The organism is Rhizobium acaciae, assembly GCF_025941625.1.
GTDB classification, from domain to species: domain Bacteria; phylum Pseudomonadota; class Alphaproteobacteria; order Rhizobiales; family Rhizobiaceae; genus Rhizobium; species Rhizobium acaciae.
Map to the genome: position 1 here is coordinate 253,190 of NZ_JAPCZO010000006.1, position 13,594 is coordinate 266,783.

Here is a 13,594-nt window from a genome sequence, read left to right on the forward strand (position 1 = left end):
TTATGTCAGTCACGAACGTCACCGAAAAGAAATCAGTTTCCAGCGGGCCGAAGCGCAATACCAATATCGTGCGTCTCATCCTGGAGGGACGGGCCTTCTTCGCGCTGATCGTCATCATCGCGGTCTTCTCGTTCCTGTCGCCCTATTACTTCACGCTGAACAACTTCCTGATCATGGCGTCGCACGTCGCGATCTTCGGCATTCTGGCGATCGGCATGCTGCTCGTCATCCTGAACGGCGGCATCGACCTTTCGGTCGGTTCGACGCTTGGGCTTGCAGGCTGCATCGCCGGTTTCCTGATGCAGGGCGTCACGCTCACCTATTTCGGCGTCATTCTCTATCCGCCGGTTTGGGCCGTCGTCGTCATCACATGTGCGCTCGGTGCGCTGGTCGGTGCGGTCAACGGCGTGCTGATCGCCTATCTCAAGGTGCCGGCCTTCGTCGCCTCGCTCGGCGTGCTCTACGTCGCCCGCGGTATCGCGCTTTTGATGACCAACGGCCTGACCTACAACAATCTCGGCGGCCGTCCGGAACTCGGCAATACCGGCTTCGACTGGCTCGGCTTCAACCGGCTCGCAGGCATTCCGATCGGGGTCATCGTGCTTGCGGTTCTCGCGATCGTTTGCGGCATCGTGCTGAGCCGCACCGCCTTCGGCCGCTGGCTCTACGCCTCAGGTGGTAACGAGCGTGCCGCCGACCTCTCCGGTGTCCCGGTCAAGCGCGTGAAGATCATCGTCTATGTGCTTTCGGGCGTCTGTGCTGCGATTGCCGGCCTGGTCCTCTCCTCGCAGCTGACCTCAGCCGGTCCGACGGCAGGCACAACCTACGAACTGACGGCGATCGCAGCCGTGGTCATCGGCGGCGCGGCGCTGACCGGCGGCCGCGGTACGGTCCGCGGCACCATGCTCGGCGCCTTCGTCATCGGCTTCCTTTCGGACGGCCTCGTGATCATCGGCGTCTCGGCCTACTGGCAGACCGTATTTACCGGCGCCGTGATCGTTCTCGCCGTCCTCATGAACAGCATCCAATACGGCCGCCGGGTCAAATCGTCCTGACGGCTGAGACCGAAACTTATCCACGACGGCAGGCTGGAGTCCAGAAAGCCGATTGGGGAAAGCAACGCCGGATCACCGGCAATAACTGAGCTCACGAATGGGAGAGAGACTATGTTTAAGAAAGGCATGCGCATACTTCTGGCCGCCGCGGCCGTAGCACCGCTTCTGGCAAGCTCGGCTTGGGCAGCGGGTATGATGACGATCATCGTCAACGATCCGTCGAATCCCTATTGGCTGACGGAAGGCAATGTCGCCAAGGCAACTGCCGAAAAGCTGGGCTACACGGCCTCGGTCAACGCCCACAAGGGTGACACCAATACCGAAAGCAACCTGATCGATACGGCGATCACCAACAAGTCGGTGGCGATCATCCTCGACCCGGCAAACGCCGACGGTTCCGTCGGTGCGGTCAAGAAGGCCGTTGCTGCCGGCATCCCGGTCATCCTCGTCAACGCCGAAATCAACCAGGAAGGCCTGGCGAAGGCGCAGCTTGTTTCCAACAACGCGCAGGGCGCCGCACTCGGTGCGCAGCAATGGGTCGAAGCGATCGGCGACAAGGGCAATTATGCCGAACTCTTCGGCGCTCCGTCCGACAACAATGCTGCAACGCGGTCGAATGGCTACGAAACTGTCCTTTCGCAGTATCCGGATCTGAAGAAGGTCGCCCAGGAAGTTGCCAACTGGGACCGCACCCAGGGCCACAACAAGATGCAGTCCATGCTGCAGGCCAACCCGGATATCGTCGGCGTCATCTCGGGCAATGACGAAATGGCGCTCGGTGCGATCGCCGCGCTCAAGGAAGCCGGCAAGCTCGCCAATGTGAAGGTCGGCGGCTTCGACGGTTCGCCGGATGCGGTTGCCGCCATCAAGGCGGGCGAACTCCAATACACCGTCCTCCAACCGGTTGCCGTCTTCTCCGAAGAAGCCGTCAAACAGGCCGACAATCTGATCAAGACAGGTAACACGGGTGCCAAGAGCGAAAAGCAGCTCTTCGATTGCCTGTTGATCACCAAGGACAACATCGACAAGTACACCGGTCCGTTCGTTCTGGCGCAGTAAACGGTAAAAGGGCGCTCGCAAGAGCGCCCTCATTTCATGCTGGAAGCGATGGCCGACGGCCCAACCGCCGGTTGCGCTTCGCCTTTTTGCCTTGGCGCGGCAATCACTGTACGAAGCTGGGATCCATAATTCAGCGACAGGGGTGACCCGTGACACAGAAGACCAGCCGGGACGACGATCTGTTGGACCAGCTCACCAGCGACAGCCGGCAGACGCGCCAGATCGCGCGCCGCCGCATGATTGCAGAGGCCGTGATGGGTGAAGGCTCGATGCGGATTGAAGACCTGACCGACCGCTTTGGGATCAGCCTGATGACGGCTCACCGCGACGTCGATGAACTCGTCAGCCGCGGCCTCTTCAGGAAGACGCGCGGTATCGTCACTGCGGCGGCGACCAATCTCATCGAATCCAGCGACGTCTATCGCTCGAACCGTCAGTCGGCCGAAAAGAAGCTGATTGCCGAGGCGGCAATGCAGTTCGTCGAACCGGGACAGGCGATCTTTTTCGATGACTCGACCACGGTTCTTCAGATGGCGGCACATCTGCCTTCGAAGGCGCCGGTCACCGCAATTACCAATTCCCTGACGCTGATGAATGCGCTGACGGGCCTGCACGACGTGACGCTGCTCGCCCTCGGCGGCCAGTATTACAATTGGTGCAACGCCTTCATGGGTCGCATGACCATCAACGAGATCAACGCTCTCAGGGCAGATGTCGCGTTCATCTCGATGTCGGCGATCAGCGATGGCACGGTGCTGCACCAGTCTCCTGAAACAGTCGATACCAAGCGCGCCATGTTCGACTGTTCCGTAAAACGCATCCTGCTTGCCGATCATACCAAGTTCGAACGGCGCGCACTCCACAGTTTCGCAGCACTGGATGAGTTCGACGTCGTTATCGTCGACGACAAGACCCAGCCGGTGCACATAGACCGCATGCGGTCCAGAGATATCAACGTGGTCATCGCCAGGGGCGCCGGAGGGCGCTCCTGACGGCGCCGGCCGTTGCCCCTCATGAGGTAAATTTAAATGCCGACACTGCTCGGGATCGATAGTGGTTTGACAGTCACCAAGGCGGTCATCTTCGATATCGACGGCACGCCGCTTGCAGCCGCGCGTCGCCGTGTCACGCAGTTCATTCCGAAGGCCCGCCATATCGAGCGCGACATGGATGAATTATGGAGCGCGACGGCCGATGCCATCCGCGAAGCGATTTCGCTCAGCGGGCGGCCAGCAAGCGACATAGAGGGCATTGCCGCTACCGCGCACGGAGACGGTATCTACCTGCTCGATCACGCCCAACAGCCGCTCGGCCGGGCCATTCTCTCGCTGGACAGCCGGGCAGGGGCGATCATCGACCGGTGGACGCAGAGCGATGTCGCCGACCTGGCGATCGAGCTGACGGGACAGATCCCGCATGTCTCCGCGCCATCGGCATTGCTGGCCTGGATCCGCGACATGGAGCCTGAGCGCTACAAGCGCATTGGCCATTTCTGCAGCTGCAAGGACTGGCTGCGGTTCTGCCTGACCGGGGTCATCGGTACGGACCGCACCGAAGCCAGCACTTCCTTCACCAATGTCAAAACGCAGAACTACAGTGAGGACGCCCTTCGTCTGTTTGGATTGCAGGATCTCGTCCACGCCCTGCCGCCAGCCTCGCGCTCCGACCAGATCGTCGGACGCGTGACCCGTGATGCCGCGCAGCTGACGGGCCTTGCCGAAGGAACGCCTGTCGTTGCCGGTCTGCACGACGTCACGGCCTCGGCGCTCGGGGCAGGGGGTTATGCCAAGGGCGTTGTCGCAGTCATTGCCGGGACCTATTCGATCAACGAGACGCTTTCGTCGGAACCGCGTGTCGACCGGCGCTGGTTCTGCCGCAACGGGATTGCGCCCGGCATCTGGAACAGCATGTCGATCTCCCCTGCATCGACAGCCAATTACGACTGGTTTCTGGACACGCTCTGCGCTGCCGAGCGAACGAATGGCGAGCTGCAAGGCAACTCGATCCACGCCCTGCTGGCGCCCGAGATCGATGCCGCCTTCGAGCGCCCCTCGACGGCGCTCTTCCATCCCTATCTGTTCGGCTCGCCTTATGGCGCGGCGGCGAGCGCCGGCTTCTTCGGGCTCGGTGGATGGCACGACCGCGGCGACATGCTGCGCGCCGTGCTTGAAGGCATCGCCTTCAATCATCGTATCCATGTCGACGCGCTTCGCGACGGCTTTGCCTTCGATCAGGCGCGGCTCGCCGGTGGCGTCTCGCGCAATCCTGCCGTCGTGCAGATGTTTGCCGATGTGCTTGGCATGCCGGTCACGGTAACCGAGACGGATGAGGCAGCCGCCTGGGGTGCTGCGCTTTGTGCCGGGTCGGGCGCCGGTATCTTTGCCGATCCGCAGAGCGATCCGCGCGACACCGCCTCCATCGCGAAGACTTGCCGCCCGGATGCGGCTCGCAGCGCGGATTATGAAAAGCGTTTCCAGGTGTTCCGCGACATTGCCGACGCGATGATCCCCCTTTGGCCTAGGATTGCCGCGCTTGCACCGGAGCAATCGGCAAACTGAAAAGACAAATGCCTGCTGCGGCGGGCGATTTAGGACGATGAGCATGACCCCCGATTTGCAGCAGCGCTTCTCGAACCTCGGCGAGAACGATATCGACGTTTTGATCATCGGGGCGGGCATCAACGGCGCCGGCCTGTTTCGCGACCTCTCGCTACAGGGTGTCAATTGCCTGATCGTCGACAAGGCCGACTTTGGCTCCGGCACGAGCGCCGCACCATCGCGGCTCATTCACGGCGGCCTGAAATATCTGGAAACGGGTGAGTTCGGACTGGTTGCGCAGTCGACGCTTGAGCGCAACCTCCTGCTCAAGAACGCGCCGCATTGCGTCGAACCGCTGCCGACCTTCATTCCGGTCTTTTCCTGGACCCGCGGCATCTGGGCAGCGATCAGGACACTCTTCGGGTCGAAGACGGCGCCACGCAGCCGTGGTGCGGTTCTCATCAAAATCGGGCTTCGGCTCTACGACTTCTTCGGTTCGCGCGACCAGGTCATGCCGCGTCACCGGCTGATCCTGAAGAAACAGGCGCGCAGGGAGATGCCGCATATTACCCCCGCCATCGTCGCCGGCGGCATCTATTACGATGCCAAGATCAGCAGGCCGGAGCGGCTCGTCTATGAGCTCGTGCATGATGGTCTCGATGCGAATCCGAGGAGCCTCGCGGCAAATTTCGCGACACTGGCTGCCGTTTCAGAAGGGCGTTTGACCTTCCGGCAGCCCGATGGTCGCGAGTTCAGCGTCGCTCCCAAACTGGTCGTCAATGCGGCAGGTCCTTGGATCGATCAGGTCAACGCTTTGCTCGGCGCTCCATCGCGGCTGATCGGCGGCACGAAGGGTTCCCATATCCTGCTTGACCATCCCGAATTGGTGCGAAGCCTCAACGGCCATATGATCTATTTCGAGGCCGACGACGGCCGCATCTGCCTGGTCTACGACTATCTCGGGCTGGCGCTGGTCGGGTCAACCGACATTCCGGCAGGTGATCCGGACAATGTCTCGTGCGAGGAGCCCGAAACGGAGTATTTCCTCGAAAGCATCCGCTCGCTGCTGCCGACGCTCCGCTTCGATCGCGACCAGATCGTTTACAGCTATAGCGGCATCCGCCCGCTGCCGGCATCGGATGCGACCGCACCGGGGCTGATCAGCCGCGACCACTCCGCGCCGGTGAAGGAACCCGAGGACGGCAGACCGTTTCCGGTCATTTCGCTGGTCGGAGGCAAGTGGACGACGTTCCGCGGTTTTGCGGAAGAGGTCGCCGACACCGTTCTCTCCCGGCTGCAGCGCCGCCGCAGCCAGTCGACACGCTATCTGGCGATCGGCGGCGGCAAGGTCTTTCCGGTTGATGCTGAGCAGCGTAACGCCTGGATCAGCGATACCGCGGCGCGCAGCGGCGTTGCTGCCGAGCGTGCCGACGAACTGCTCCGCCGCTACGGCACGACGGCCGCGGCCCTGCTTTCTTCTCCTTCGGCCTATTCCGACGAGCAGCGCCTGACGGGTGCGCCGCATTACAGCCTCCGCGAGATCGACTGGATCGTCCGGAACGAAATCGCCGTCCATCTGTCGGACATCGTGATGCGCCGCACGACGCTTGCGATCGAGGGTCGGTTGACGCTGGAAGGCTTGCGGGAAATCACCGGCGTTGCCGGGGCAGCGCTCGATTGGAATGCCGAACGGACGGCCAGCGAAATCCAGGACGTTGTCAGCCAGCTGAGCCGCTTCCACGGCCAAACGCTGACGGGCAAGCCTGCCGCCGCCGGGCCGGAAAAGGCCGCACGCCCGGCCGCAGGCTAGAACAGGATGATTTAGGCCGGGTCGGCCTAAAATCTGAATCCTGTTCTACATTATATAGTTAGAGCATGATGTCGTCCGAAAACCGCTTCACACTTTTCGGCATCATGCTCTAGCCCAGTTTCAGGAGAAAGCCGGATCGAGGGAACCGGATTTATAACGCTTCGCCATTTCCGAAACGGGAAGGGGCGTGATGCGGCCGGCCATGCCGGCAGTGCCGAACTGTTCGAACCGCTCCTTGCAGAGCTTGGTCAGCGCCGTCATTGCCGGCTTCAGATATTTGCGCGGGTCGAACTCGCTTGGGTCCTCCTGCAGCACGCGGCGGATCTGACCGGTCATCGCCATTCTGCCATCGGTGTCGATATTGACCTTACGCACGCCGTTCTTGATGCCGCGCTGGATTTCCTCGACCGGGACTCCCCATGTCGGCTTCATCTGGCCGCCATATTTGTTGATGATCTCCTGCAGCTCGATCGGGACCGAGGACGAGCCATGCATGACGAGATGCGTGTTCGGGAGCTTGCGGTGAATTTCTTCGATGACGTTCATCGCCAGCACCGAACCGTCCGGCTTGCGGGTGAACTTGTAGGCGCCATGCGATGTGCCCATCGCTATAGCGAGCGCATCGACCTTGGTTTCGCGCACGAACTTCACGGCTTCGTCCGGATCGGTCAGTAGCTGGTCATGCGAAAGCTTGCCCTCGGCGCCGTGGCCGTCCTCGGCCTCGCCCATGCCAGTCTCCAGGGAACCGAGAACGCCGAGTTCGCCTTCAACCGAGATGCCGCCGAAATGCGCCATATCGGTCACCATTTTGGTGACGCCGACATTATAGGCCCAGTCGGCAGGCGTCTTGGCGTCCGCCTTCAGCGAACCATCCATCATCACCGAAGTGAAACCCGCCTGGATCGCCGTCATGCAGTTGGAGGGATCGTTGCCGTGATCGAGATGCACGCAGACCGGAATATGCGGATAGATTTCAACGACGGCATCCATCATATGCTTCAGCATGATGTCATGGGCGTAGGCGCGGGCTCCGCGCGACGCCTGCATGATAACCGGCGCCTGACACGCGTCGGCGGCCTCCATGATGGCGAGCGCCTGCTCCATGTTGTTAATGTTGAAAGCGGGAACGCCGTAGCCTTCCTCCGCAGCATGGTCGAGCAGTTGCCTCAGCGTAATGCGTGCCATCCAAGATTCCCCCATATCGATGGTCGATCGAAACGCCGCCATCTCTTCGAAACTAGAGCCCGGGCGTGAGCCGTTCAAGCGTCTTATTTTAATAGGCAAAATGGCATAGGAGGAGGAATGTAACAAGCGGCAATAACAATATCACAACGAGTATGATATTTTTCAGCAGTCATTTCGTATCCACAAGCCGAATGAAATCCCAGACATGTGCTGAAGAGATGGGGCGCATGGTCTTGCTGGCGATGGCGAGAGCTCTTCAGCCAGACACCCCTCGCGCGGCCGCTGCGGTTATGGCTTGTGGCCAATCGCAGACGGCCAACATGGGCGTCGGTTTAACGCCTTTGCAGGAATCCGGAATACCCGGCAAGCCGGGTCAAATGAGACCGTATTGTTCCGCCTTGTTGCGCAGGAACGGCAGGCCCTTGTCCATGACCTCTTCCATATCGCGCGCAACGGGGCGCCAGACGGCCAGGCCATAGGCCACCTCAGGCGGCATGTTGATGAAGCTTTCCATCGCAAGCCCGCCCTTGAAGCCGATTGCGGCAAGCGCGGCATAGATCGCATCCCACGGAATGTTGCCATAGCCCGGCGTACCGCGGTCGCTTTCCGAAAGATGGATGTATTTCAGGTGATCGCGGGCGATCAGGATGCCGTTTGCCGCACCCTTTTCCTCGATATTCATGTGGTAGGTATCGAGATGGACAAAGATATTATCCGCGCCGACACGCTCCACCATGTCAACGGCCTGCTGCGCCGAGTTGATCAGGTGGTTCTCATAGCGGTTCACCGCCTCGACGCCGAGTTGGATGCCATACTTCCTAGCATGCGTTGCCGCGACGTCGAGCACCTTGGCGATGTTGTCGTATTCGCCCTGCGTCGGTGGCAGGCCGGTGCGTTCGCCGATGCCGCCGAAGATGACGCCGGAGAGCGCCTCGGCGTTCATTTCTGCGGTCTTTTCGATCGCAACCTTCAGGTGCTCGATCGCTGCATCGGGGCGGACGGAAGCCCAGGCATGTTCCGGCAGGCCGAGCGAGCAGACGGCGCGCAGCTTGTTCTTTTCAAGCAGGTCGCGGGTGTGTTTGGCATCGACGGCAGGCGCGTTGAGCAGCGCGATCTCGATGAAATCCATCTGGTAGTGCACGGCTCCGGCAATGGCCTTCTCGGCGCCTGCGCGGTCCCAGTTCATGGTCCACATGCTGGTGTGAACGCCGAAACCTTCCATGGTCGTATCTCCTATTTCACGATTTTGATGAACTTGGCCGAGAGCCACCGCAGCACCATCACGACGATGAGCAGGATGCCCCAGACGGCAGTGGTGAGATGCTGGTTGGCGCCGAGCAGGTTGAGCCCCGAAGAGAGAAGCTGCAGCACGATGAGCGCCACGAAGACGGGCAGGACGCGGCCGAAGCCGCCGAAGGGATTGATGCCGCCGAGGAAGCAGGCGAGCACGGTGATCAGCAGATAGGATTCGCCGTGGCCGACGCGCACCGAATTGAAACGCGCAAGCATGATGATGCCGGCAACCGCAGCCATCACGCCGGAGAGCATGTAGACCAGCACCAGGACCTTGCGGGTGTTGATGCCGGAATAGCGGGCAGACTCGATATTGGAGCCGATCATGTAGGTGGAAAAGCCGAGCTTGGAGCGCGAGAGCAGGATATGGCTGGCGATTACACAGGCGATCAGGATCAGCAAGGGGACGGGGATGCGGAGGATGCTGCCGTGGCCGATCGGAGCGATGAAGGCGGGGAAGCCCGAGATATCGCCGCCGCGTGTCAGGAACTCGCCGAGGCCGCGTAGGAAGATCATCATCGACAGCGAAACGAGAATCGGATGGGCGCGGGTAAAGGCGATGACCAAGCCCATGACCAGGCCGCTTGCCGCGCCGACGGCAAGCGCCAAAGCCGAGCCGAGCAGGAAGGCGCCCGGACCGGCTTCGATGCCGCCATTGGCCTGCAGCGTCCAGGCGAGGGTCAGGCCGGCGATGTTGGCGGTGAAGGTGATCGCGAGGTTGAGGCCGCCGGTGAGGATCGGCATCAGCATGGCAAGCGTCAGGACGCCCAGCTCGGGAAGCTGAAAGGCGACCGATCCGAAGGTCGCGCCCGTTAGAAAATGCGGCGAGGCGAAACCGAAGACGACAAGCACGGCCGCCAGCGCGGCGAGGGGACCGGCCATGTCGGCCCCGAAGATGGCGTTGAAGCGGGCGGCGAGCGCGTTCATCAGCTCTCTCCCCTGTCTGCAGGCCTGCCGCCGGTCGATTTGCGGGTCGCAAACACCGGCACCAGATTGCCGATGCGGGCGCTCGACAGCGTGATCGCCACGAGGATGATCGCGCCGACGATCATCTTGAAGGCGAAGGGCGAGACGCCCATCAGGTTGAGGCCGTTCTGGGTGATCGAGACGAGCAGCACACCCAGCACGCAACCGAGCACCGAGCCCTTGCCGCCGCCCAGCCGCGCGCCGCCGAGCACCACGGCAGCCAGGACATCGAGCTCGCGGCCATAAAGTGCGTTCGGCACGACCTCCTGCGCATAATGCGCCTGCATGAGCCCGGCGATGCCTGCCATCAACCCAAGCCAGCCGAAGGCGATGAATTGCATGGCGCCGATATTGATGCCGAAGCGGCGCGCGCCTTCCGGATTGTCGCCGAAGGCATAGAGCTGCCGGCCGGTCGTCGTGCGAGTAATGAAGAGCCAGGTGGCGAGCGTGCAGACGACCATGACGACAACCGGCAAGGTGATCTCGGCCCAGCTCCCATCGGCCATTTCGCGCTCGTAGATTATGACGCGGCTCGTCAGCCAGTCGGGCAGATCGTAGATTGACACGCCCTTGGTGAAGAACATCAGCAGGCCGAAATAGACGTTGAAGGTCGCGATGGTCGCGACGATCGAGATGATGCGGAAGCGGTGGATCAGGAAGGCGTTGATCACGCCGAGCACGATGCCGATACCGCCCGCAATCAGGAGACCGGATAGCCATCCGCCGCCGCCGATGCGCTCGAGCGCAAGTGCGGTGACATATTGTACGATCGAGGCGGCGACGGCGAAGGAGATGTCGATCCCGCCTGATATCAGCACCACGAGCAGGCCGACGGCGAAGATGATGTTGACCGCGCTGATATTGAGCAGGTCGAACCCATTGCCGAGCGTGAAGAAACGGTCGGTCGCAAAAGCGAGGACGATACTCATCGCGATGATGACCGCAAACAGCACGAATTCAGTCGTATGGGACAGGAACAGCTTACGCATAGACCGCCGCCTCCAGGTCCTTCAGTGTGGTCGCGCGCGGATCGTGCCAGCCGGCGATCCGGCCCTTCTCCATATGGATGATCCGATCGGCGTTGAAATAGACCTCCGGCACCTCATCTGAAATCAGGATGATCGCAAGCCCCGCCTCAGCGAGGCGGGCAACGATTTCGAAGATGCCGGCGCGCGCGCCAACATCGACGCCGACCGTGGGCGCATCGAGGATCAACACCTTGGGATCGGTGGCGAGCCATTTGGCGATCGCGACGCGCTGCTGGTTGCCGCCCGAAAGCGTCGAGATCGCATCGTCCTGCTTGCCGATCCTGATGCCGAGATCGGCGATCCAGCGCGCGACCAGCGAGCGCTTCTTTTCCGGCGAAATGAGCCGGCCAGCCAGGATGCGGTTGAGCGAGGCCATGACCAGATTGTCGGCGATGGATTGCGGCTGATTGAGACCGAGCGAAAGGCGGTCTTCGGAGAGATAGGCGACGCCTGATGTGATCGCCTCGCGGTTGGAGGCAAAGCGCATCGCTCTCCCCTCCAGCACGATCGTGCCGGCGGCGGGCCGACGCATGCCGAACAGCGTCAGCGCAAGTTCGGTGCGCCCGGAGCCGAGCAGGCCGGTGATCCCGAGCGTCTCGCCACGGCGCAGATCGAAGGAAATATCCTCGAACTCGCCGGGCCGGGAAAGCTTGCTGACGGAGAGCAGGACCGGGTTCTGCGATACATTGCGGGCGAGAACGTTCTGGTCGAAGGTGCGTCCGGTCATCAGCTCGGTGATGTCAGACTGGGTCATGCCCTCCACCGGATAGACCCCGACCAGCGCGCCATCGCGCAGCACGGTGATGCGAGAGGAGATTTCCAGCACTTCCGCAAGACGATGGCTGACGAAGACCACGGCAACGCCCGAGGTCGACAGCGTGCGCACGATCGCCAGCAGATGATCGGTCTCCGACTGGGTGAGGGAGGCCGTCGGCTCGTCCATGAAGACGATCCGGGCCTCTCCGACCAGCGCGCGCGCAATGGCGACGATCTGGCGCTGAGCGATGGCGAAATCCTTGAGGGGTCTGTCGACGTCGAGGGTGACGCCGAGCCGGACGAGTGCTTCCTCGGCTATTGCGCGGATCGCGGCATAATTGACGAAGCGCGGGCGCGAACCGGAAAGGGTCTGGAAGGCGATATTCTCAGCCACGCTCATCTCCGGAAAGAGCGCGAGGTCCTGCCAGATGATCTGGATGCCGCGGGACTGGGCCATGCCTGGCGTCATGTGAGATATCGTCTCACCGTCGAAGACGATCTCGGCGCCGTCTGCGGGCCGATAGACGCCTGATATCACCTTGATCAACGTGCTCTTGCCGGATCCATTCTCGCCGGCCAGACAGTGCACTTCGCCAGGCAAGACTTCGAAGGAAACGTTTTTCAGCGCCTTGACACCACCGAATGTCATGTTGACGCCGCGAAGCGAAAGAAGCGGCTGCGCCTTCACACCATCATCCGTTGCCGTGCTCATGCCGGTTGCCTGTCCCGTCGAATGCCATGAAAGATCAATGGTCCGGCCATGGCCGGATACCGCTCTCTTTCCCGAACGCCGGGCCGGTCGACATGGACCAGCCCGACACCCGGGGAGGGGGCCTCTTCAGAGGCCCATAGCGGCCAGGTCGTCGACCGTATCCTTGTTGATCGGCAGCAGTTGATCGACGATGATGTCGTTACCAACAGGCTTGATCACGCCGAGACCTGGAATGTCATCACCGTCCTTGACGCTCTCGCCCTTGATCAGGCGATCGGCGAGCGTGACGAAGACTTCGCCGGCCTGTTTCGGATTCCACATGAAGCCGCCCGATATCGCATCGGACTTGATCAGCTTCTGACCCTGGCCGGGCGAGAACGGGCCGAGCACGAAGATTTTGCCCGTCTTGCGGCGTTCCTCGATGGCGCGCCCAGCGCCGATCGGACCCTGGCTGCCGAAGGCGAGGAAGCCGGTCAGATCCGGATGCGCAGCGATGAGATCGAGCGCCGTCGAGCGGCTCTTGTCGACGTCTTCCGCCACACCGTAGCGCTCGCCGACGAGCTTCATGTCCGGGTAATTCGCCTTGATATAGGCGATTGCGGCATCCGCCCAGGCGTTGTGGAGCGGCACGGTCAGCGAACCGACGAAGACGGCATATTCGCCCTTGCCGCCCATTTTCTCGGCGAGCAGCTTGCCATGCGCTTCACCGAAGCCGGTGGCCGATGCGAGTTCGAAATTCCAGTCGGCGCCCTTCTGCGAAGGCGATTCATGGGTAATGACCTTGATGCCGGCGGCTTGCGCCTTCGTCAGCACGGGCTCGAGCACCTTGGCATCGTTCGGCACCACGCCGATAACCTTGACGCCCTGGGCGATCAGATCCTCGATGGCGCGCACCTGCAGCGCCGGGTCGGCGCTGGTCGGGCCGATCATGAAGGCATCGACGCCTAATTTCTGGCCCTGTTCCTTGATGCCGGCTTCCATCGCGTTGAACCATGGAATGCCGCCGATCTTGACGACAACGCCGACCTTCGGCGCGTCCTGCGCAAACGCGACCACCGCCCCGGCAAGCGACAGCGATGCGGCAAATGCCGCTACGATAAGGCTCCTCATCCTCACTCCTCCTCAAAGGTCGCTCATACGAACGACGACCACCGGCCGGTTTGCGGCAGGTTGTTCCTGGTTGCTTCTTGGCG

At 61.8% G+C, this 13,594-nt stretch carries 11 protein-coding genes; 5 read left to right on the forward strand and 6 right to left on the reverse strand.

Translation table 11 applies throughout. The annotated features are described in order from the left end of the window. Nucleotides 1-2: 2 nt before the first annotated feature. The 5 genes from OLZ32_RS12220 (at nt 3) to OLZ32_RS12240 (ending at nt 6,461) form a co-directional block, all read left to right on the forward strand. A complete protein-coding gene (locus tag OLZ32_RS12220; RefSeq protein ID WP_003550838.1) occupies nt 3-1,055 on the forward strand; it encodes an ABC transporter permease in 1,053 nt (350 codons plus the stop codon). A 111-nt stretch (nt 1,056-1,166) separates the two neighbouring features. Further along, entirely contained in the window at nt 1,167-2,114 is a 948-nt protein-coding gene (locus OLZ32_RS12225; protein WP_017956522.1) for a D-ribose ABC transporter substrate-binding protein, read from the forward strand. 149 nt (nt 2,115-2,263) lie between these two features. Beyond that, the gene (locus tag OLZ32_RS12230) at nt 2,264-3,106 is read left to right on the forward strand and encodes a DeoR/GlpR family DNA-binding transcription regulator (protein WP_003550840.1); all 843 of its coding nucleotides are present in this window, start codon (nt 2,264-2,266) and stop codon (nt 3,104-3,106) included. 36 nt (nt 3,107-3,142) lie between these two features. Next, entirely contained in the window at nt 3,143-4,672 is a 1,530-nt protein-coding gene (locus tag OLZ32_RS12235) for an FGGY-family carbohydrate kinase (protein WP_264396194.1), read from the forward strand. A 37-nt stretch (nt 4,673-4,709) separates the two neighbouring features. Beyond that, nucleotides 4,710-6,461, forward strand: a complete 1,752-nt coding sequence (locus OLZ32_RS12240; protein ID WP_264396195.1) for a glycerol-3-phosphate dehydrogenase/oxidase — start codon at nt 4,710-4,712, stop codon at nt 6,459-6,461. Nucleotides 6,462-6,581: 120 nt separating this feature from the next. On the opposite strand, the gene fba is transcribed toward OLZ32_RS12240, so the two are convergent. The 6 genes from fba to OLZ32_RS12270 form a co-directional block, all read right to left on the reverse strand. After that, nucleotides 6,582-7,646 carry a class II fructose-bisphosphate aldolase gene (fba, locus tag OLZ32_RS12245; protein WP_003550843.1) on the reverse strand — a complete coding sequence of 355 codons (1,065 nt, stop codon included), beginning with the start codon at nt 7,644-7,646 and terminating at the stop codon, nt 6,582-6,584. A gap of 373 nt (nt 7,647-8,019) precedes the next feature. Then, a complete protein-coding gene (locus tag OLZ32_RS12250; protein WP_264396196.1) occupies nt 8,020-8,868 on the reverse strand; it encodes a sugar phosphate isomerase/epimerase family protein in 849 nt (282 codons plus the stop codon). An 11-nt stretch (nt 8,869-8,879) separates the two neighbouring features. After that, a complete protein-coding gene (locus tag OLZ32_RS12255) occupies nt 8,880-9,866 on the reverse strand; it encodes an ABC transporter permease (RefSeq protein ID WP_264396197.1) in 987 nt (328 codons plus the stop codon). Further along, on the reverse strand, nt 9,866-10,894 hold the full coding sequence (locus OLZ32_RS12260; protein WP_011648978.1) for an ABC transporter permease: 1,029 nt from the start codon (nt 10,892-10,894) through the stop codon (nt 9,866-9,868). The genes OLZ32_RS12255 and OLZ32_RS12260 overlap by 1 nt, the downstream gene beginning before the upstream one ends. Then, complete coding sequence (locus tag OLZ32_RS12265) at nt 10,887-12,401, reverse strand: sugar ABC transporter ATP-binding protein (RefSeq protein WP_264396198.1); 1,515 nt, start codon at nt 12,399-12,401, stop codon at nt 10,887-10,889. Before OLZ32_RS12265 ends, OLZ32_RS12260 begins: the two co-directional genes overlap by 8 nt. Nucleotides 12,402-12,527: 126 nt before the next feature. Continuing rightward, nucleotides 12,528-13,511, reverse strand: coding sequence for an autoinducer 2 ABC transporter substrate-binding protein (locus OLZ32_RS12270; RefSeq protein WP_264396199.1), 984 nt, complete (start codon nt 13,509-13,511; stop codon nt 12,528-12,530). Between the last annotated feature and the right edge of the window lie 83 nt (nt 13,512-13,594).

What these genes read in the sequence shown, in the direction of transcription:
- OLZ32_RS12255 (WP_264396197.1), bottom strand. Translation starts at nt 9,866, where the DNA reads ATGAACGCGCTCGCCGCCCGCTTCAACGCCATCTTCGGGGCCGACATG.
- fba (WP_003550843.1), bottom strand. Translation starts at nt 7,646, where the DNA reads ATGGCACGCATTACGCTGAGGCAACTGCTCGACCATGCTGCGGAGGAA.
- OLZ32_RS12240 (WP_264396195.1), top strand. Translation starts at nt 4,710, where the DNA reads ATGAGCATGACCCCCGATTTGCAGCAGCGCTTCTCGAACCTCGGCGAG.
- OLZ32_RS12225 (WP_017956522.1), top strand. Translation starts at nt 1,167, where the DNA reads ATGTTTAAGAAAGGCATGCGCATACTTCTGGCCGCCGCGGCCGTAGCA.
- OLZ32_RS12235 (WP_264396194.1), top strand. Translation starts at nt 3,143, where the DNA reads ATGCCGACACTGCTCGGGATCGATAGTGGTTTGACAGTCACCAAGGCG.
- OLZ32_RS12265 (WP_264396198.1), bottom strand. Translation starts at nt 12,401, where the DNA reads ATGAGCACGGCAACGGATGATGGTGTGAAGGCGCAGCCGCTTCTTTCG.
- OLZ32_RS12260 (WP_011648978.1), bottom strand. Translation starts at nt 10,894, where the DNA reads ATGCGTAAGCTGTTCCTGTCCCATACGACTGAATTCGTGCTGTTTGCG.
- OLZ32_RS12270 (WP_264396199.1), bottom strand. Translation starts at nt 13,511, where the DNA reads ATGAGGAGCCTTATCGTAGCGGCATTTGCCGCATCGCTGTCGCTTGCC.
- OLZ32_RS12220 (WP_003550838.1), top strand. Translation starts at nt 3, where the DNA reads ATGTCAGTCACGAACGTCACCGAAAAGAAATCAGTTTCCAGCGGGCCG.
- OLZ32_RS12250 (WP_264396196.1), bottom strand. Translation starts at nt 8,868, where the DNA reads ATGGAAGGTTTCGGCGTTCACACCAGCATGTGGACCATGAACTGGGAC.